General features: G+C 62.3%; 19 protein-coding genes, 1 pseudogene and 1 riboswitch. Of the genes and pseudogenes, 11 read left to right on the forward strand and 9 right to left on the reverse strand.

The features are described from left to right. Positions 1 to 67 precede the first annotated feature (67 nt). The 5 genes from speE to gcvT form a co-directional block, all read right to left on the reverse strand. Positions 68 to 931: a polyamine aminopropyltransferase gene (gene speE, locus PHE40_RS07345; RefSeq protein WP_299960179.1), complete on the reverse strand. Its 864-nt coding sequence runs from the start codon at positions 929 to 931 to the stop codon at positions 68 to 70. Between the two features lie 110 nt (positions 932 to 1,041). Further along, positions 1,042 to 1,494 (reverse strand): adenosylmethionine decarboxylase, encoded by a 453-nt coding sequence (gene speD, locus PHE40_RS07350; RefSeq protein ID WP_299960182.1) that lies wholly within the window; start codon positions 1,492 to 1,494, stop codon positions 1,042 to 1,044. Positions 1,495 to 1,627: 133 nt separating this feature from the next. Next, positions 1,628 to 4,498, reverse strand: a complete 2,871-nt coding sequence (gcvP, locus tag PHE40_RS07355) for an aminomethyl-transferring glycine dehydrogenase (protein ID WP_299960185.1) — start codon at positions 4,496 to 4,498, stop codon at positions 1,628 to 1,630. Continuing rightward, on the reverse strand, positions 4,498 to 4,875 hold the full coding sequence (gcvH, locus tag PHE40_RS07360) for a glycine cleavage system protein GcvH (RefSeq protein WP_299960188.1): 378 nt from the start codon (positions 4,873 to 4,875) through the stop codon (positions 4,498 to 4,500). The genes gcvP and gcvH overlap by 1 nt, the downstream gene beginning before the upstream one ends. A gap of 12 nt (positions 4,876 to 4,887) precedes the next feature. Continuing rightward, a complete protein-coding gene (gene gcvT, locus PHE40_RS07365) occupies positions 4,888 to 5,940 on the reverse strand; it encodes a glycine cleavage system aminomethyltransferase GcvT (protein WP_299960191.1) in 1,053 nt (350 codons plus the stop codon). 170 nt (positions 5,941 to 6,110) lie between these two features. Continuing rightward, positions 6,111 to 6,213: riboswitch (glycine riboswitch) on the reverse strand. A gap of 115 nt (positions 6,214 to 6,328) precedes the next feature. On the opposite strand from gcvT, the gene PHE40_RS07370 reads away from it, so the two are divergent. Beyond that, positions 6,329 to 7,114 carry an ABC transporter ATP-binding protein gene (locus tag PHE40_RS07370; protein WP_299960194.1) on the forward strand — a complete coding sequence of 262 codons (786 nt, stop codon included), beginning with the start codon at positions 6,329 to 6,331 and terminating at the stop codon, positions 7,112 to 7,114. A gap of 266 nt (positions 7,115 to 7,380) precedes the next feature. Continuing rightward, complete coding sequence (locus tag PHE40_RS07375; RefSeq protein ID WP_299960197.1) at positions 7,381 to 8,274, forward strand: J domain-containing protein; 894 nt, start codon at positions 7,381 to 7,383, stop codon at positions 8,272 to 8,274. 12 nt (positions 8,275 to 8,286) lie between these two features. Here the strand turns inward: PHE40_RS07375 and PHE40_RS07380 are convergent, their stop codons facing one another. Together PHE40_RS07380 and lpdA are read right to left on the reverse strand one after the other, a co-directional pair. Continuing rightward, positions 8,287 to 9,009 carry a pyridoxine 5'-phosphate synthase gene (locus PHE40_RS07380; RefSeq protein ID WP_299960200.1) on the reverse strand — a complete coding sequence of 241 codons (723 nt, stop codon included), beginning with the start codon at positions 9,007 to 9,009 and terminating at the stop codon, positions 8,287 to 8,289. A 3-nt stretch (positions 9,010 to 9,012) separates the two neighbouring features. Further along, positions 9,013 to 10,404: a dihydrolipoyl dehydrogenase gene (lpdA, locus tag PHE40_RS07385; RefSeq protein WP_299960203.1), complete on the reverse strand. Its 1,392-nt coding sequence runs from the start codon at positions 10,402 to 10,404 to the stop codon at positions 9,013 to 9,015. A gap of 172 nt (positions 10,405 to 10,576) precedes the next feature. Here lpdA and PHE40_RS07390 point away from each other — a divergent pair, with 172 nt between their 5' ends. The 4 genes from PHE40_RS07390 to PHE40_RS07405 all read left to right on the forward strand — a co-directional run bounded on the left by PHE40_RS07390 (position 10,577) and on the right by PHE40_RS07405 (position 13,260). Beyond that, positions 10,577 to 10,753, forward strand: a complete 177-nt coding sequence (locus PHE40_RS07390) for a DUF3309 domain-containing protein (protein ID WP_299960206.1) — start codon at positions 10,577 to 10,579, stop codon at positions 10,751 to 10,753. Between the two features lie 148 nt (positions 10,754 to 10,901). Continuing rightward, complete coding sequence (locus PHE40_RS07395; RefSeq protein ID WP_299960208.1) at positions 10,902 to 12,104, forward strand: pyridoxal phosphate-dependent aminotransferase; 1,203 nt, start codon at positions 10,902 to 10,904, stop codon at positions 12,102 to 12,104. Between the two features lie 254 nt (positions 12,105 to 12,358). Next, on the forward strand, positions 12,359 to 12,847 hold the full coding sequence (locus tag PHE40_RS07400) for an SCO family protein (protein WP_299960211.1): 489 nt from the start codon (positions 12,359 to 12,361) through the stop codon (positions 12,845 to 12,847). Continuing rightward, entirely contained in the window at positions 12,844 to 13,260 is a 417-nt protein-coding gene (locus tag PHE40_RS07405; protein WP_299960214.1) for a copper chaperone PCu(A)C, read from the forward strand. Before PHE40_RS07400 ends, PHE40_RS07405 begins: the two co-directional genes overlap by 4 nt. A gap of 40 nt (positions 13,261 to 13,300) precedes the next feature. On the opposite strand, the gene PHE40_RS07410 is transcribed toward PHE40_RS07405, so the two are convergent. Together PHE40_RS07410 and PHE40_RS07415 are read right to left on the reverse strand one after the other, a co-directional pair. Beyond that, entirely contained in the window at positions 13,301 to 13,885 is a 585-nt protein-coding gene (locus PHE40_RS07410) for an SCO family protein (RefSeq protein ID WP_299960218.1), read from the reverse strand. Next, positions 13,882 to 15,126, reverse strand: coding sequence for a DNA recombination protein RmuC (locus PHE40_RS07415; RefSeq protein ID WP_299960221.1), 1,245 nt, complete (start codon positions 15,124 to 15,126; stop codon positions 13,882 to 13,884). The genes PHE40_RS07410 and PHE40_RS07415 overlap by 4 nt, the downstream gene beginning before the upstream one ends. Before the next feature lie 44 nt (positions 15,127 to 15,170). On the opposite strand from PHE40_RS07415, the gene PHE40_RS07420 reads away from it, so the two are divergent. The 5 genes and pseudogenes from PHE40_RS07420 to PHE40_RS07440 form a co-directional block, all read left to right on the forward strand. Further along, on the forward strand, positions 15,171 to 15,620 hold the full coding sequence (locus tag PHE40_RS07420; protein ID WP_299960224.1) for a MaoC family dehydratase: 450 nt from the start codon (positions 15,171 to 15,173) through the stop codon (positions 15,618 to 15,620). A gap of 16 nt (positions 15,621 to 15,636) precedes the next feature. Then, complete coding sequence (locus PHE40_RS07425) at positions 15,637 to 16,536, forward strand: slipin family protein (RefSeq protein ID WP_299960227.1); 900 nt, start codon at positions 15,637 to 15,639, stop codon at positions 16,534 to 16,536. 77 nt (positions 16,537 to 16,613) lie between these two features. Next, the gene (locus PHE40_RS07430; protein ID WP_299960229.1) at positions 16,614 to 16,913 is read left to right on the forward strand and encodes a hypothetical protein; all 300 of its coding nucleotides are present in this window, start codon (positions 16,614 to 16,616) and stop codon (positions 16,911 to 16,913) included. Continuing rightward, a complete protein-coding gene (locus PHE40_RS07435; RefSeq protein WP_408838801.1) occupies positions 16,910 to 18,058 on the forward strand; it encodes a P-loop ATPase, Sll1717 family in 1,149 nt (382 codons plus the stop codon). The genes PHE40_RS07430 and PHE40_RS07435 overlap by 4 nt, the downstream gene beginning before the upstream one ends. A 51-nt stretch (positions 18,059 to 18,109) precedes the next feature. Continuing rightward, a pseudogene (locus tag PHE40_RS07440) lies at positions 18,110 to 18,382 on the forward strand (HigA family addiction module antitoxin); the annotation flags it as partial. Between the last annotated feature and the right edge of the window lie 134 nt (positions 18,383 to 18,516).

The following is an 18,516-nucleotide window of genomic DNA, read 5'->3' on the forward strand; positions in this document are numbered from 1 at the left end:
TTTGCGCGCGGCCGCCCCACCAGCCCCGCGCGCATACCAGTCAGCCTTAAGGCTGACTGGTATTAACTCAGGCCGGCAGATGCCGCGCGATATACGGCGGCAGCCAGAACGCCGCCACATGCACGTGCGGCGTCCAGTATTCGCTCTTGCCCGCAATGCCCGCGGCCTCGGCACGCTGGGCAATCACTTCGGGCGCAAGCTGCGTCAACGACGCATCCTTGCCCGCCCAGCCCAGGGTCATATAACCGCCCACATAGGTCGGCACCGCGGCGACATACGCGGTCACATGCGGGAAAAACTGCGCCCGGCGGGCGGAGGTCTCGCGCAGCTCGTCCGCCTGCATGAACGGCACGCCGCACTGGTTCACGATCAACCCGCTCGCGGTCAGAATCCGCGCCGCGTTCTGGTAGAATTCGTCAGTGAACAGCACCTCGCCCACACCGATCGGGTCTGTGGAGTCAACGATGATCACGTCGAACGAGGCATCCGGCGCGCGCTTCACATAGTCGATCCCATCGCCCACAATCACCTCGGCGCGCGGATCGTTCCAGGCATCCCCGCCGATGCCGGGCAAAAACTCCTTGGAGAGGCGGATCACCTCACCGTCGATCTCGGCCATCACAGCGCGCTCAACGCCCTTGTGCATCAGCACATGCTTCAGCACGCCGCCATCGCCCGCGCCGATGATCAGCACGTGCTTCGCGTTGCCATGCGCCAGCAGCGGCACATGCGTCAGCATCTCCTGATACACGAATTCATCGCGCTCGGTGATCTGGATCACGCCGTCCAGCGTCAGCACGCGGCCATGGCTATCGGTCTCGAACACGGCGATATCCTGAAACGCGCTCTTCACGCGCGCCAGTTGGCGCACGAAGCGGAAGCGCTGGCCCCAGTCCGGGTAAAGGGTCTCATTCAACCAGGTATCGGTCATCTGGAAATATTCCTCATCGCATCGATCAGCAGAAAAATCGGGGAGCTTGCGCCCCCCGGGGTTCAAAACCTCACGCGGGTCACGAGGGGCGTAGCCCCTCGTCCACCCATTTACGCGATCAGGCCGCGTTTCTGTTCGTTAATCTGCACATGCGTCGGCTTGAAAGCCTCGCGCAGGAACGGGATCACCTTGTACGGGTCACAGACGCCGCACATGAACACATCCAGCGCCGCGAAGCTGCGTTCCGGCCAGGTGTGGATGGAGATATGGCTCTCCGCCAGCACAACCACGCCGCTCACGCCACCGTTGGGGGTGAAGTGGTGAAAATGGTGGTGCAATATGGTGGCGCCCGCTTCAATCGCCCCGGCGCACAATGTTTTGTCGATCAGCTCCGGGCTGTCGAGATTCGTCGCGCCCCAGAGGTCGATCAACAGATGCATACCGGCGTATTTAATGCCGTCGCGTTCCACGAAATAGTCTTTAGCCGGCTCCACGGAGACCGTTGTCGTCTGGTTTTCGCTCGGAGTCTCCGAGACCATCCCCAGTCGGGCAAGTGCGTTCATTTCGAACCCCCTCAACTAGTAGACGGCCTGTAGAACGCAGCACCGCGCCGCGCCCCCCTGGGCCAAGAGGGGCGGCTTATGAGGCCATACCCCCCCGGGCGCAAGTGGTTTTTCAGGTCACGTTGATGAATTTTTATTCCGCCGCCGCAGCATAAGCCTCCAGCGGGGCGCAGGAGCAAACCAGGTTCCGGTCGCCATAAACGTTGTCCACCCGTTTCACCGGTGGCCAATACTTGGCAGCGGCCACAAATGGCAGCGGATGCGCCGCCTGCGCGCGGCTGTAGGGGTGGCTCCATTGCGCCCCCGCCACTTCCTCGGCCGTGTGCGGCGCGTTCTTCAACGGGTTGTCCGCCTGCGGCCACGCGCCCGACGCAATGCTGGCAATCTCCCCGGCGATGGCAATCATTGCCTCGCAGAAGCGGTCCAGCTCGCCCTTGTCCTCGCTCTCGGTCGGCTCGATCATCAGCGTCCCCGCCACCGGCCAGGACATGGTCGGCGCATGGAAGCCGTAATCGGCGAGGCGCTTGGCGATATCCTCCACCTGCACGCCCGCCGTGGCGCCAAACCCCCGGCAGTCGATGATGCACTCATGCGCCACCCGGTTCTGCGCGCCGCGATACAAAATCGGGTAATGCGGCTCCAGCCGCGCGGCGATGTAGTTGGCGTTGAGGATGGCGATCTTGGTCGCCCGCGTGATCCCCTCCGGCCCCATCAGGCGGATATAGGCATAGGGGATGGGCAGGATCAGCGCCGAACCATAGGGTGCCGCGGAAACCGGCCCATAGCCCGTGGCCGGGCCCGCATCGGCGCGCAGCGGATGGTTGGGCAGATGCGGCACCAGATGCGCCGCCACGCCGATCGGCCCCACCCCCGGCCCGCCGCCACCATGGGGGATGCAGAAGGTCTTGTGCAGGTTCAAGTGGCACACATCCGCGCCGATGGAAGCCGGCGAGGTCAGCCCCACCTGGGCGTTCATGTTCGCGCCATCCATGTAAACCTGCCCTCCGGCCGCATGCACGGCCTGGCAGATATCGCGAATGCCCGGCTCATACACCCCATGCGTGCTGGGGTAGGTGATCATCAGCGCCGCCAGCGCCTCCCGGTGCTGGGCGATTTTCGCGTTCAAATCGGCAATGTCCACATTGCCGTCGCGGTCACAGCCGACCACCACCACCTGATACCCCGCCATCGCGGCAGAGGCCGGGTTGGTGCCGTGCGCCGAGGCGGGGATGAGGCAGATTTTGCGCCCCCCCTGGCCGCGCGCCTCGTGCCAGGCGCGGATCACCAGCAGCCCGGCGAACTCGCCCTGCGCCCCGGAGTTGGGTTGCAGCGAAATGCCCGCAAAACCCGTAACAGCCTTGAGAAACGCCCCCAGCTCGCCAATCAGCGCCGTGAACCCCGCGGTCTGCGCCACCGGCGCGAAGGGGTGGATATTGGCGAACTCCGGCCAGGTAATGGCCTGCATCTCGGCGCTGGCGTTCAGCTTCATGGTGCAGGAGCCAAGCGGGATCATCGAGCGGTTCAGCGCGACATCCTTGTCCTCCAGCTTCTTCAAATACCGCATCATCGCGGTTTCGGAATGATGCGCGGAGAACACCGCCCCGGCGCAGAATTTGCTCCGCCGCAGCAACCCCTCCGGAATCGCCGCCGCCGCCCCGCCCAGCGCGCCGCCCAACAAACCGGCCAGCGTCTCCAGCTCCGCGCGGGTCACGGTCTCATCCAGCGCAATGCCAACGCCCGTGGCATCCAACCGGCGCAGGTTGAACCCGGCCGCCAGCGCGCCCTGCATCAGCGCCTCGGCGCGCGCCCCGGCCTCCAGCGCCAGCGTATCGAAAAACACTGCATGGCGCAGCCTGAACCCAGCCTTCACCGCCACCTCGGCCAGCAGCCGCGCCTGCAAATTCACCCGCCGCGCAATGCGCCGCAAGCCCTCCGGCCCGTGCCACACGGCATAGAATCCGGCCATCACCGCCAGCAGCACCTGCGCTGTGCAGATGTTGGAGGTCGCCTTCTCGCGGCGGATATGCTGCTCGCGCGTCTGCAACGCCAGACGCATCGCCGGGCGCCCCGCGGCATCCACCGAAACCCCGACGAGCCGCCCCGGCATATGCCGCTTATAAGCGTCCGAAGTGGCAAAATACCCGGCATGCGGGCCGCCAAAGCCCATCGGCACGCCAAAGCGCTGCGCCGAGCCCACCACCACATCCGCGCCCATTTCGCCGGGCGGCGTCAGCAATGTCAGCGCCAGCAGGTCGGCGCACACCACGGCCAGCGCGCCCGCTCCCTGCGCGGCGGCGATCTCGCCCGCAAGGTCGCGCACCTCGCCGCTGCTGCCCGGATAATTCAGCACCACGGCAAACGGCTTCGCCGCCGCAATCGCCGCCGCATCCCCTGCCGCGAAATCCACCAGCCTAAAACCCTGCGGCCAGGCGCGCGTCGCGATCACCGCGCGGGTCTGCGGATGCACATCGGCGGCAATCGCGATGGTGTCCGACTTGCTCTTATTCAGCCCGTGCGCCATCGAAACCGCCTCGGCGGCGGCGGTGGCCTCGTCCAGCAGCGAGGCATTGGCGATGCCCATGCCCGTCAGCTCGCAGATCATGGTCTGATAGTTGAGAATCGCCTCCAGCCGGCCTTGCGAAATCTCAGCCTGATACGGCGTATAGGCCGTGTACCAACCCGGATTCTCCAGCACATTGCGCAAAATTACCGGCGGCGTGAGCGTGCCGTGATACCCCTGGCCAATCAGCGATTTCTTCATCACATTGCGCGCCGCCAGCGCCCGCAAATCGGCCAGCACGGCGGCTTCATCGCTCGCCTCGGGCAGCGCCAGCGGCGCGTTGGTGCGGATGTTCGCGGGGATCGTCTGCGCCATCAGCTCATCGAGGCTGAGCGCCCCGGCGGCGGCCAGCATCGCCGCCACCTGCGCGTCATCCGGGCCGATATGGCGCGCCACGAACCCATCCACCGCCTCAAGCGCCGCCAGCTCCTCCAATGCGGACATTACAGGCTCCCCAAAAATTCATCGTAGGCGGCCTTGCTCATCAGCGCGTTCACCGCGGTGGGGTCTTCCAGGCGCATGCGGAAAAACCAGGCCGTGGTCTCGGCCGCGGTGTTGATCAGCGCCGGCTCATCCACGATGGCCGGGTTGGTCTCGCTCACGGTGCCGGTCAGCGGCGCATAAACATCGGAGGCGGCCTTCACGCTCTCCACCACGGCGCAGGCTTCATGCGCCACAACATTGCGCCCCGGCTCGGGCAGCTCGACAAACACGATATCGCCCAGCGCCTCCTGCGCATGATCGGTGATGCCAACGGTGGCAAGGCCATCCTCGCCAATCCGCACCCACTCGTGGTCCTTGGAATAAAATGTCTGGGTCATGAAAAATACCTTTCAGCGGGCGTAACGATGGGGAACAAAAGGAAGCGGCGCGACAACGCCGGGAATTGGCTTGTCGCGGACAATCAGGTCAAGCGCGGTGCCCGCGGCGGCGCAATCGGCCCGCACATAGCCCAGCGCCACCGGCGCGCTCAGGCTCGGCGCGAAGCAGCCGGAGGTGACCGCGCCCACGTGCTCGCCCTGCGCATTGCGGATCTCCGCCCCCGCGCGGGCCGGGGCGCGCCCGGTCACCTTAATGCCAACGAGCACCTCCGCCGGCCCGGCCTCCAGCGCGGCGCGCACCGGCGCGGCGCCAAGGAAGCCCCAATCGGCCCTGCGGCGCTTGGCAATCGCCCAGGTCAGATTCGCCTCAACCGGGTTGCGCCCCTCGTCAATATCGTTGCCATACAAGCAAAGCCCGGCCTCCAGCCGCAGCGAGTCGCGCGCCCCCAGCCCGGCAGGGGTGGCGCCGCGCGCCAGCAACAGCCCGGTCAGCGCCTGCGCATCCTCCGCTGCGCAGCCGATCTCGAAACCATCCTCCCCGGTATAACCCGAGCGGGTGACAACACAGGCAATGCCCGCAACGCGCAGCGCCGCCGCATCCATGAACCTCAGCGCCGCCCCCTCGGGCAGCATCGCCGCCGCCTTCGGCCCCTGCAACGCCACCAGCGCCCGCTCGAAATGCGGGGTGATCGCCACGCCATGCGCCCGGATATGCGCCAAATCCACATGCTTGCGCCCGGCGTTCAGCACCAGTTGCAAATGCGCGCCAAAATTTGCCACCATCAGGTCATCAATAATGCCGCCTGCCTCATTGAGCAGCAGCGTATAACGCTGGCGTCCCGGCCGCAGGCCCGCAATATCGCCCGGCACCAGCGCCTCGAACGCCCTGGCATCGGCAATATGCGCCTGGCCCATATGCGAGACGTCGAACAGCGCCGCACCCTCCCGGCACGCCTGATGCTCAGCCATGATGCCCGTGTACTGCAAGGGCATCTCATACCCGGCAAATTCCACCATGCGCGCGCCCAGGCGGCGGTGCAGCGCATCCAATGGTGTTTTCAGCAATGCTGTTTCCAACGCAATTCCCCCAGAACCAATCAGCGCCCCGCCAAGTGCCGGGCAAACTGACCCCCCTCTGTTTGGGAACCTGAGAGATTCGGGCAAAGGGCCAACCCTCAACCCTTGACCCCGTCGGTGCGGCGGGCATCAACCCGCCGGCTCTCCAGAGCGTCCCGCTCAACCACGCAGCCCTTTTGCCTGAGCGTTTCCGGGGGCCGGTTGCGCCTTCGGCGGCGGGAAACTAGCCCAAAGGCCCCCACACTCTCCTGCGTCCGAATAAGGACGATTACATAGTGACGCAGGGCACGGGTTTTGCAAAGCTGCATTCCAGCATTATTCCAAAGTAATTCCGCAGCCCAGTCATGAATCGTTCAGATATAAGGTGTTTTTCAGCATGTCCGAGCCGGCTCCGCCCATCCCCGCCCTCGCCGTCGAGGACATCCACAAGTGCTTCGGCACCCTCGAAGTGCTGAAGGGCGTCTCGCTCACCGCCCATGACCAGGATGTGATCGCGATTCTCGGCGCCTCCGGCTCGGGCAAAAGCACGTTTCTGCGCTGCATCAACCTACTGGAAATGCCCGACCGGGGCCGCGTGCGCATCAAAGGCGAGCTGATCGAGATGCGCGAGGGCAAACACACCCGCACCGCCGCCAACCCCAAACAGGTGGAGCGCCTGCGCGCGCGCCTCGCCATGGTGTTCCAGCAATTCAACCTCTGGGCGCATATGACCGTGCTGCAAAACGTCATGGAGGCGCCGATCCATGTGTTGAAGCTTGACAAAAAAACCGCCGCCGCCCGGGCCGAGGCCATGCTCGAGAAGGTCGGCCTCGCCGCCAAGCACCACGCATACCCGGCGCAGCTCTCCGGCGGGCAGCAGCAGCGCGTCGCCATCGCCCGCGCTCTGGCCATGGAGCCCGATGTACTGCTGTTTGATGAACCAACCTCCGCGCTTGACCCCGAGCTGGTCGGCGAGGTGCTGAAAGTGATGCGCGACCTGGCCAAGGAGGGCCGCACCATGCTGGTCGTCACGCATGAGATGGGCTTCGCCCGCGAGGTCGCCAGCCGCGTGATGTTTCTGCACCAGGGCCTCACCGAGGAAGAAGGCAAACCCGAGGATATGTTCACCAACCCGCAATCCCCGCGCTTCAAACAGTTCCTCTCCAGCACACTGCGCCATTGAGCGCGATCGTTTGAGGTTCGCTCAACCGAGCGAGCCGAAAACGTGAATCGCCCTCTATTTTGCCATGGAGCGCGATCGTTTGAGGTTCGCTCAACCGAGCGAGCCGAAAACGTGAATCGCCCTCTATTTTGCCATGGAGCGCGATCGTTTGAGGTTCGCTCAACCGCGCGAGCCGAAAACGTGAATCGCCCTCTATCTTTATCGACCATCCGTCTCTAAGCGCGCACACCCTGTTATAATCCGCGCAATGCCTCTAAATGATCCGCATGGCAGATGATCCCTATAAAATCCTCGGCGTCGCGAAGGACGCAACCCCCGAGCAAATCCGCGCGGCCTACCGCAAACTCGCGAAAAAACACCACCCTGACCTCAACCCCGGCAACAAGGCGGCGGAAGAGGCGTTCAAAAGCGCCTCGGCGGCCAACGAGCTGCTCTCCGACCCCGAAAAACGCGCCCGGTACGACCGTGGCGAGATCGACGCCAGCGGCACCGAACGCGCCCCGCCAGGCTTCCGCCAAGGCCCCGGCGGCGGCGCTGGCTTCGGCGCGGGCGCGGGCGGCTTCGGCGGCGGCAATTTCGAGGACATCTTCGCCAGCATGTTCGAGCAGCGCGGCCGCCCCGCCGGCCCCGCGCGCGGCCAAGATGCCCGCTACGCCCTCACCGCCGACTTCCTCGAAGCCGTGAACGGCACCACCAAACGCCTCACCTTGCCTGACGGCCAGACCCTGGATGTGAAAATCCCCCACGGCACCACCAGCGGCGACGTGCTGCGCCTGCGCGGGCGCGGCCAGCCAGGGCGCAACGGTGGCCCCGCCGGCGACGCGCTGATCGAAATCACCGTCGCCCCGCATAAACTCTTCCGCCGCGAGGGGCAGAACATCCGCATGGACCTGCCAATCTCCCTGCATGAGGCCGTGCTCGGCGGCAAAATCACCCTGCCCACCCCCACCGGCCCGGTGGCGCTGAGCATAAAACCCCATAGCGACTCGGGCACCGAAATGCGCCTGCGCGGTCGTGGCGTACCCGCCCACAGCCACCACCACGCCGGCGACCTGCTGGTGAAACTTCATGTGGTCATCGGCCCCGCCGATGAAAAACTGGAAGCTTTCCTTAAATCCTGGAACCAGCCAGGCTTCGAGCCGCGCGGCGGATCAATCTGAAGCCTTCCGTCTCTAAACCCGCCGCGCCGCGTCCATCAGCCGCTTCATTTCTTTAATCGCCACGGGCAGGCCGGTCAGCAACGCCTCGCCCATCAGAAAATGCCCGATGTTAAGCTCGCGGATTTCCGGCAGCTCGGCGACGGGCATGACATTGGCAAACGTCAGCCCATGCCCGGCATGGCACTCCAGGCCAAGCTGCGTGGTCAGCGCGGCGGCGGCGCGCAGCCGCTCCAGCTCACCAGGATGGCCATTGGCATAGGCGCCGGTGTGCAACTCCACCACGGCGGCGCCAACCCCGGCAGCCGCGCGCACCTGCGCCGGATCGGGGTCCACGAATAACGACACCACAATCCCCGCCGCCGTCAGCCGCGCGATGACCGGCCGCAGCGCCTCGCTCTGGCCCACCACATCCAGCCCGCCCTCAGTGGTAATCTCGGCGCGGCGCTCCGGCACGATGCAAACCCCATGCGGGCGCAGCCTACACGCAATCGCGGTCATCTCCGCCGTCGCCGCCATCTCGAAATTCACCGGCACCGCGGCCCAGCCGCAGATCGCCTCCGCATCGGCATCGCGGATATGGCGGCGGTCCTCGCGCAGATGAATCGTAATCCCATCCGCCCCCGCCGCGACGCAGGCCTTCGCTACGCTCAGCGGGTCCGGATGCCCGCCGCCGCGCGCATTGCGCAGCGTGGCCACATGGTCGACGTTAACGCCAAGCCTGATATATCCGCTCATCGGCTAGATATGCAGCGCGCGGCCATCAGCGGCCAGTGCGGCTTCCTTCACAACCTCGCTCAAAGTGGGGTGCGCATGGCAGACCCGCGCCACATCCTCGGCCGAGGCGCCAAACTCGATGGCCGTCACCAGTTCGGCGATCAGCGTCCCCGCGTCCGGCCCGATGATATGCGCGCCAAGCAGCCGGTCCGTCGTCTGGTCCGAAAGAATTTTCGCAAACCCCTCCATCTCGCCCATGGCGCGCGCGCGGCCGTTGGCCATGAAGGGGAATTTGCCCACCTTGTACGCAACCCCGGCGGCCTTCAGCTCCTCCTCGGTCCTGCCCACGCTGGCCACTTCCGGCCAAGTGTACACCACGCCGGGAATCGCATCGTAATTCACATGCCCGGCCTGCCCGGCCAGAAGTTCGGCCAGCGCCACGCCCTCTTCCTCGGCCTTATGCGCCAGCATCGGCCCGGCGATGACATCGCCGATCGCATAAATCCCCGGCACGTTGGTGGCATAATGCGCATCGGTCAGCACCAGCCCGCGCGCATCCGCCGCCACCCCGGCCGCGGCCAGGTTCAGCCCCTCGGTATAGGCCCGCCGGCCAATCGCCAGCAGCACGACATCGGCCTCCAGCGTCTCCGCCGCGCCGCCCTTGGCCGGCTCGATGGTCAGGCTCACGCCGTCCTTGCCCGTCGTGGCGCCGGTCACCTTGTGCCCAAGCTTGAACGTGAAGCCCTGCTTGGTCAGCGCCTGCTGGAACGCCTTGGAAATCTCAGCGTCCAGGCCGGGGGTAATGCGCTCGAGGAACTCAACCACCGTCACCTTTGCGCCCAGCCGCGCCCACACGCTGCCCAGCTCAAGCCCGATCACCCCGCCGCCGATCACCACCAGCCGCCCCGGCACCTTATCCAGCTCCAGCGCCCCGGTGGAGGTGACAATGCGCGTCTCATCAACCTCAACCCCCTTCAGCGGCACGGACTCACTGCCCGTGGCGATGACGATGCTCTTGGCGCTATAGGCGCTCCCCCCAACCGCGATCGCATTCGGGCCGGTGAAGCTCGCCGCACCCTTGATCCAGGTGATCTTGTTCTTCTTGAACAGAAACTCGATGCCCTTGGTATTGGCGCTGACCACCTCGCCCTTGCGGGCTTGCATCCTGGCCAGATCGAAGCTGACCTCGCCAACCGCGATGCCATGGTCCTTCAGCCCGTGCACGGTCTGATGAAACACCTCCGAGGACTGCAACAGCGCCTTGGAGGGGATGCAACCGATGTTCAGGCAGGTGCCACCCAGCGTGGCCCGCTTCTCGACGCACGCAACCTTCATGCCCAGCTGGGCCGCGCGAATGGCGCAGACATAACCTCCCGGGCCGGAGCCAATCACGATAAGGTCGAAAGTCTCAGCCATTATTCCACTCCGCTTTGCTGGTTCCAGGAAGATGCGCTGGCCTCATACCCCCGCGGCCCGCCTCAAGCAATTCAGCCGCCTCATAACAGCAGTTTAATAATAACGGTCCTTATCCCAGCCGCCCGCGCACACAACGTTAACAAAGCAAACAAAACTCACCCGGGAGCGCCACGTGCCACTCATTTTGCTGATTTTAATCCTGTTTATCCTCTTTGGCGGCGGCGGCTATTACGCCCACCGCAACTACGGCAATTCCGGCTTAGGCGGCGTGCTGGGCTTCCTCCTGGTAATCCTGATCATCGTCTGGCTGTTCGGCGGCATGGGAATGATGGGCCATTACCATTACTAAAGTCTCATCGCTTTAAGTGAGACCAAGCTTTAGCTGCTTTTCTGAGGGCGATCCACGCTTTCGGCTCGCTCGGCTGAGCGAACCTCAAACGATCGCGCTAACGGCTGAATCCTTGCGCTAAGCCTGCTGGCATGGCTATGTCCGCGCCATGCCAGCACTCTCCGTCCGCGTGGGCCGCACCGAACTCGCCGCCACCTTCGCCCAGGCCGCCCGCGCCCGCGCCCTGCGCGCCGAAGGCCACGATGTCATCTCCCTTTCCCTCGGCGAACCGGATTTCCCCACCCCCGAACATGTGGTCGAAGCCGCCCACGCCGCCGCCCGGCGCGGCGAGACCAAATACCCCCCCCTGGCCGGAACCGAGGCGCTAAAGGCCGCCGTACGCCGCAAATACCTGCGCGACCAGAAGCTCGATGTCCCGCAAGCCAGCATCCTCATCACCAATGGCGGCAAACAGGCCATCTTCAACGTGGTCATGGCCGTCATCAACACCGGCGATGAAGTCATCATCCCCGCCCCCGCCTGGGCCGGCTACGAGCAAACCATCCAATTCGCCGGCGGCACCCCCGTCTTCGTCCCCTGCCCGCAGGATAAAGGCTTCATCCTCCAGCCCGAAGACCTCGAAGCCGCCATCACACCACGCACCAAGCTCTTGCTGCTCAACTACCCCAACAACCCCTCTGGCGCCGCCATCAGCCCCGCCGGGCTGGAAGCCCTCGCCGCGGTGCTGCGCCGCCACCCAAACATCTGGGTCCTCTCGGATGACATCTACGAGCATCTGCTCTTCGATCATTTCAACTACACCACCCTGGCCGCCATCGCGCCGGATCTGGCCGATCGCACCGTCACCATGACCGGCGTCTCCAAAAGCTACGCCATGACCGGCTGGCGCATCGGCTTCGCCGCCCTGCCGCCCGCGCTCATCAAACCCTGTACCGTGGTCCAGGCCACCGCCACCTCGGGCGTCTCCTCCATCGGCCAGGCCGCCGCCCTCGCCGCGCTCGAAGGCCCGCAAGAGCTGCTGCATGAGCGTGCCGCCGCCTATCAATCCCGGCGAGACCTCGTCGTAAGCCGCCTGAACCAAATCCCCGGCATCGAATGCCACAAACCCGAGGGCGCCTTCTACGTCTTCCCCAGCATCGCCGGGTGCCTTAACAAAACCACCCCGGCCGGGCGCCGCCTCACCAACGACACTGATTTCACCGCCGCCCTGCTCGATGAAGCCCATGTCGGCGTCGTCCAGGGCGCGGCCTTCGCCATGAGCCCGCATATCCGCATCTCCACCGCCACCTCTGAGGCCACCCTGGCCCGCGCCTGCGATCGCATCGCCGCCTTCTGCGCCACCCTGCGCTAGCGCGATCGTTTGAGGTTCATGCCCCTGCACTTCTCATGCGGGAAAGATTAGGTTAAATGCATTTCGCCAGGTTCGGATGATTTATTCAAATGGCCCATTCCGGGAGCAAGGATATGCAAATCACACGGCGCAATGCACTCATCGCCGGGGCCTCGTCTGCTTTGTTTTACCGGCAACCAGCCTTTGCAGATGATAATTTTTCCGGCCCACCCTATGCCGACGTCACCGGGCAGCTGCCAAGCCTGGAATTTAACATGCACCTCGCCTCCACCGGCAAACCTGTCACAGCAGCCCATTTCCTGGGTCATCCGGTCATTTTATATTTTGGCTTTACCCGCTGTACCGATACCTGCCCTCTCACAATGGAGAATGCGGCCAGGCTGGTTAAAAAAATGGGCCCGCGCGGGCAGGATCTGCGGGTTTTGTTTGTAACGATTGATCCAATTCACGATACACTGCCGCGTTTGAAAAATTTTATGGCACAATTCGGCCCCCCGCCGGTGATGGACGGATTGCGCGGCGATACCGAACATCTGGCCGTATTCGCGAAACGCTTTGGGGTCCAATACAGCGCCGTGGAAAACGCGGATACGCCCGACCCGGTGAGCAAAATATCGCATAGCATGGCCGTCTACGGTTTCGCGGCGGATGGAAAGGCGCGCTATATTCTGGGGACTCTGGCATCAGCTCAGCCTGATCTTCCCATGGTGGCAACCCTAATGACACCGTTGATAAAAGCATGAGACTGCGCGCAATTATGCTGGCGGCCGCGTTGCCGGTAATGGCCCATGCCGATGTGACCGTAAGCAAGCCATGGATGCGGTTTTTGCTCCCCAACATTCCAGCCGCCGGTTATATGGTTTTACAAAATAACGGCAATAACAACGAAATTCTTACCGGCGCGGCTTCACCCGCTTGCAGCAGTTTGATGCTGCATGAAAGCAAGGATGAGAGCGGCATGGCCATGATGATGGACGTGCCGAGCGTGGTGATCCCCGCTCATGGCACCGTGACCTTTGCGCCCGGAGGGTATCATTTGATGTGCATGAACCCGCACATGAAAGTCGGTGACAACGTACCCGTGACGCTGACCCTGAAATCAAACGTCACACTAAGTTTCTCAGCCAAGGTTTATGGCGCGGTAACAGCGCCCTGAAACCGGTGGTTTGCACCAGCTCTGTTCCGCGCGATCCCGCCTACTCCTTCCCCACATAGGTCAGGTCTGTGGCAATGCCCTTTATATCTGGCATGTTCGTATCCAACCCGGCAATAATGAACTGTGGCTTGCCCTGGGGGTTGAACACATACACGGCTGCGGAGTGCGTAACGGTATAGGTTGGCGTTTTGGTGACCGAGAATACCACGCGGTAACGCCGCGCGAGCGAATATATCTGATCAGCATTTCCGCGCAGGCCGATAAAATTTTCGCCGAATAAACTGGTATATCGTTTCAACACGTCAGGTGTATCACGGCTGGGGTCCACGGTAACAAACAAAACCCGCACATCCCTGCCCGCGGCTCCCATTTTCTTAAAAATCCGGGTCAAATTATAGAGCGTTGCAGGGCAGACATCCGGACAATGCGTATACCCAAAATACAACAGCGTGACCTTGCCTTTGAAATCCGCTGCGCTCACCGGCTTGCCGGTATTCACATCGGTCATGTTAAACGCGAGGTCCGGCACCAGCCCGACGACGCTCACATCCTGCGGCGAGAAGGTATGGTGGCAGGCGCTCAGCGCCAGGCAGGCCAACAACATAAAGGCGCGGCGTATCATCATGCTTCCTCTTCATCGGCTTCCAGCCCGAGCAGGCTCTGCGCCGCCCCGGCTTCCACCATCTCCACCGTGCGCAGCACCCGGCCCACGGCGCGCGTACGCACCCGCGCCTTTTCAATATTGGTCGTCATCGTCGCGGCATTGTTGGCGAGCTTGCCCAGCACATCGTCCATCTTGGTCATCTCCGCGCGCGTCGCCCCCAGCAGCTTGCCGATCTCTCCAGCCCGCTTCTCCAGGTCTAGCGTGATATGCCCAAGGTGGATGGTCTGCAACATCGCGGGCAACAGCGTCGGCCCCAGGATAATCACCTTCTCGCGCACCCGGATCTCGTCGATGAGGTTGGGAATCCGCGCCACCTCGGCAAACAGCCCGTCGCTTGGCAGATACATCACGCCAAACTCCACCGTCTCTGGCGGGCAGATATATTTCTCGCGGATCTTCTTGGCCTCCAGCCGCACCCGCGCCGCGATCCCCTCGCGCGCCACCCGCTCGCCCTCCACATCCGCTTTCTCCGCCGCGTTCAGCAGCCGCTCATAATCCTCGGTCGGGAATTTTGAATCCACCGCCAGCCACAACGTGCTGCGCGCGGGCATCCGCAGCGCGAAATCCACCCGCTCGCGCTGTCCCTCCCGCAGCGCGAAATTGCGCTCGAACGCGCCGGGCGGCAGCACCTGTTCCAGCATCGCGCCCAGCTGCGCCTCGCCCCAGCCGCCGCGCGTCTTCACATTGGAGAATATCCGCTTCAAATCGCCTATCTGCGCGGCGGCGGACTGCACCTCCCCCATCGCCTGCTGCACCTGGGCGAACTGCTCCAGCACGCGGGCGAAGCTGTTGGTCATCTGCTGTTCCACCGCCTCATGCAGCTTTTCGTTCACCGAGGTCTGGATCGCCCCCAGCCGCGTCTCCAGCAGCGCGATGGTGCGCTGCGAATCCTCCGCCGCCGCCCGGCGCAGCCCCTCCACCGCGTTGGCCATGTTCTGCGTCGCCCCGCTTATCTGCGCGAAGGCTTTTGAGAGCGCATCCGTCGTCCCGGTCTGGATCGCCCCGGCCAGCCGCCCCTCCATCGCGGCCAGGCTGGCGCGCAAAAACTCCGCCTCCGCCCGGCTAGCCGCCAGCACCTTCTCCAACCCCAGTTGCAGCCGCGCCGGGGCCGCGCGCGCCGCCCGCCACCCCGCCCAGCCAAAAGCCATGGCCGCCACGGCGATAAGCCCAACCAAAAACAGAAGCAGGAGTTGCATGTTCATGCTAACAGCCTAGCAAAGTTAAACGATTCGCGGGAGCCGCCAGCATGGATTACCAGTACCTTGAGGACTTCCACCCCGGCCAGGTCTTCGAGAGCGAGCCACTCACGGTCAACGAGGCCGAAATCATCGCTTTCGCCGAAAAATACGACCCCCAGCCGATGCATATTGACCCACAGGCCGCCCAGGACATCACCGGCGGCCTCATCGCCAGCGGCTGGCACACCGCGGCCCTCACCATGAACCGCTTCATCACCGCCGGCTTCTACAACCCCGCCCCCGGCGCGCTCGGCCTGGGCTGCGAGTCGCTCAAATGGCGCCGCCCCGTGCGCCCCGGCGATGCCCTGCGCCTGCGCCTCGAAGTCCTCTCCGTGCGGCCCAGCGCCAAGCGGCCCGGCAGCGGCATCGTCACCAACCGCTTCACCACGCTCAACCAGAATAATGATATCGTGCTGGAAATGATCACTTCTGTTATCATCGCCAGACGATCAGCCTGAACAAAGGACCCCCTCCATGAACAGCGCCGTCACCTTCATCGCCTTCCTCGTCATCCTCGCCGGCGCCGCGCTCGGCTACCTGCTGCAAAACCCCGTCATCGGCGGCGTCATCGTGCTCATCGGCGTCATTCTCGCCCTCACCCTGCGCACCGCCGCCGAGTGGGAGCGCGCCGTCGTCCTGCGCCTCGGCCGCTACGCCGGCGTGCGCGGCCCTGGCCTCTACTTCCTCATCCCGGCCTTCGAGCTGGTCTACACCGTGGTCGACACGCGCCGCCAAAGCACCCGCATCTCGGCCGAGGACACGCTCACCGCCGATGCCGTCTCCGTCACCATGGACTCGATCATGTTCTGGCGCGTCTCCGATGTGAAACGCGCCGCCACCGAACTCACCGACTACCGCAACATGATCGCGCAGATCGCCCAGACCTCGCTGCGCGAAGTCATCAGCGCCACCACCCTTAACGACATCCTCTCCAACCGCGAGGCGATGGACGAGAAACTGCGCGCCTTCATCACCAGAAAATCCGACGGCTGGGGCATCGGCGACATCTCGGTTGAAATCCGCGACGTCAAAATCCCCCCCGAACTCAACGACGCGATGAGCCGCAACGCCCAGGCGGAAAAAGAGAAACAAGCCCGCGTCACCCTTGCCAGCGCCGAGGTCGCCATCGCCGAACAAATCGCCGACGCCGCGCGCATCTACGAGAACAACCCCGTCGCCCTGCAAATCCGCCAGATGGGCCTGATCTACGACATGAACAAAGACCGCGGCGTCACCATCCTGGTCCCCACCGGCATGGCCAACGCCCTGGGCGCCAGCATCGCGCTGAACGTCAACAACCCCGACCGCCCAAAGCCACTCCCCGCGACGGTGTTTTCGCCGGCGGCGGCGAGTGGGTCGGTGCCGAAGGCTTGAGAATGATCGAACATAAAACCTCCCCTTCAATGGGGAGTTTTTCCCAGGGCATGACCTGACATCATTGAGGTGAAAACGTGAAAATTAAGAGCATTAACTGGGGTGATGACAGTGCTGAAAAAGACTCACTTCTTCTGGAGTATTTTGTAACTTCAGACTCCCTTGATCGACTGTCCCGCAAAGCAAAAAGTATTGTTGTCGGGCGCAAAGGGTCAGGAAAAAGTGCTCTATTAGCGAAGCTTGCAAAGAACTTCGCCGAACAAGATAATATAGTCGTAAAGGTACTGCCAAAATACAACTCTATCAAGACTATTCTAAATGATGAAACGATCTCCAAAGGATTTTGTCAGGACATTTTTTTCAACATACTTGGTTGAGACATATCTATCTCGATGTACTCTGCGCTATAGGCGACAATGCTAAGAGGCGCGTACTTACATCTGGGAGCATGGAGTATGCGAGAGATGTTGCTCTCCAACAAAACCGTACATCGATGGATCTCGTTGAGAATATAGCCAACGTACTGACGAAAATTAAACTCAGAGCAGGAAAACTTGGGGAACTTGGTTTAGGTATGGAAAAAGCGTTGCGTGATGTTGCTGACGTTGACGCACTTGAGCATCATATAAAAGCACTTGCCGAAGATGACACAAAGGTTGTCGTGTTAATAGACGACCTAGATTTGGGTTGGGACAACTCAGATACCGCAAATACCATGCTTCTTGGTCTGTTGTTGGCGGCTGATCATATAGCAAGTTTGCACGCCAATTTACATCCAGTAATTTTTTTGCGTGAGGATGTCTACACAATCTTGATTGGCCGTACGATGCATGCGGACAAATATCGGAATATCGAACGCATCCGATGGAATAAAGATTCTTTGATCGAAGTGTTGGAGGCGAGAATTAATCACAACCGCCGTATGGCAGGTCTCAATGAAATCGTAGACGCATTCAATACCGTTTTTACGCCGAGCATTGGGGCAACTCATACACAAAATTGGCTAATCGAGAGAACTCTTTCACGGCCCCGCGAATTAATTCAGCTAGTTAGATACTATACGGAAAAAGTCGATGGCATCACTCCATCTGATGAGAAACTTAAAGATGCGGAACCTGACTATTCAAATTGGAAACTGGACGACCTCTGTGCTGAATACACAAACCAATATCCAGCGCTAAACTCAGTGATGGCATTTTGGAAAACAAAATTTTTTCGTCGAAAGTATCATTTTAAGCGTACCGAAATTGAAGAAATGATTCTGCAAATATTTATTGAGGCAACGATTAATGTGCCATGGTTTAATGCGTTAGCGGACGCGGTAGATGTTCGGCGATTTTTAGATATTCTCTATGAAATCGGCTTCATTGGTGACTTCATTCTCGGGGGGCAAGGCGGAAGTCGAACTTACTACTCATACGAGGAGAGTCATGAACCACGATTTGACGAGGTTCAAATACATCCTTGTTTCCGACGCGCGGTAAATACTGTCGAACGTATCCGCGAAAGTTCGGCACACTGAAAATGAAACAACCATGAAGCACCACTCCACCCCCCCGCCCGCCAGCCCACTCACCCCGGTGAAATGCTGCGCGAAGATGTGCTCCCCGCCCTCGGCTTGCCCGTCAACGCGGTGGCGGACAAACTCGGCGTCGCCCGCCAGACCCTGCACAACATTTTAGCCGAAAAATCCTCAATCTCCCCGGAAATGGCGCTGCGTCTGGGCAAACTGTTCGGCAACGGCCCGCAAATCTGGCTGCACATGCAACTGGCCGTCGACCTCTGGAAAGCCGAACAAAAACTCGCCGGTCAGATCAACAAAATCCCAACGCTGGAAGCCGCTTAGAGTCTCACCTGAACCGCCCCGGTTTTCCCGGAGGCCGTTTGGTTTGAGTCACGCTGCCATGGGCTGCTCCTGCAGCGCGGCATAGTAGCGTTCCTCGGCTTCTGCCGGTGGCATGTTGCCGATGGGCTCCATGA

This window comes from Acidocella sp. (assembly GCF_028687955.1).
Classification (GTDB): domain Bacteria; phylum Pseudomonadota; class Alphaproteobacteria; order Acetobacterales; family Acetobacteraceae; genus Acidocella.

Coding starts and splice junctions, on each gene's coding strand:
- PHE40_RS07410 (WP_299960218.1), bottom strand. CDS start 13,885: ATGATGATACGCCGCGCCTTTATGTTGTTGGCCTGCCTGGCGCTGAGC.
- speD (WP_299960182.1), bottom strand. CDS start 1,494: ATGAACGCACTTGCCCGACTGGGGATGGTCTCGGAGACTCCGAGCGAA.
- PHE40_RS07375 (WP_299960197.1), top strand. CDS start 7,381: ATGGCAGATGATCCCTATAAAATCCTCGGCGTCGCGAAGGACGCAACC.
- PHE40_RS07420 (WP_299960224.1), top strand. CDS start 15,171: ATGGATTACCAGTACCTTGAGGACTTCCACCCCGGCCAGGTCTTCGAG.
- gcvH (WP_299960188.1), bottom strand. CDS start 4,875: ATGACCCAGACATTTTATTCCAAGGACCACGAGTGGGTGCGGATTGGC.
- PHE40_RS07415 (WP_299960221.1), bottom strand. CDS start 15,126: ATGAACATGCAACTCCTGCTTCTGTTTTTGGTTGGGCTTATCGCCGTG.
- gcvP (WP_299960185.1), bottom strand. CDS start 4,498: ATGTCCGCATTGGAGGAGCTGGCGGCGCTTGAGGCGGTGGATGGGTTC.
- PHE40_RS07395 (WP_299960208.1), top strand. CDS start 10,902: ATGCCAGCACTCTCCGTCCGCGTGGGCCGCACCGAACTCGCCGCCACC.
- PHE40_RS07400 (WP_299960211.1), top strand. CDS start 12,359: ATGCACCTCGCCTCCACCGGCAAACCTGTCACAGCAGCCCATTTCCTG.
- PHE40_RS07405 (WP_299960214.1), top strand. CDS start 12,844: ATGAGACTGCGCGCAATTATGCTGGCGGCCGCGTTGCCGGTAATGGCC.
- PHE40_RS07370 (WP_299960194.1), top strand. CDS start 6,329: ATGTCCGAGCCGGCTCCGCCCATCCCCGCCCTCGCCGTCGAGGACATC.
- lpdA (WP_299960203.1), bottom strand. CDS start 10,404: ATGGCTGAGACTTTCGACCTTATCGTGATTGGCTCCGGCCCGGGAGGT.
- speE (WP_299960179.1), bottom strand. CDS start 931: ATGACCGATACCTGGTTGAATGAGACCCTTTACCCGGACTGGGGCCAG.
- PHE40_RS07380 (WP_299960200.1), bottom strand. CDS start 9,009: ATGAGCGGATATATCAGGCTTGGCGTTAACGTCGACCATGTGGCCACG.
- PHE40_RS07425 (WP_299960227.1), top strand. CDS start 15,637: ATGAACAGCGCCGTCACCTTCATCGCCTTCCTCGTCATCCTCGCCGGC.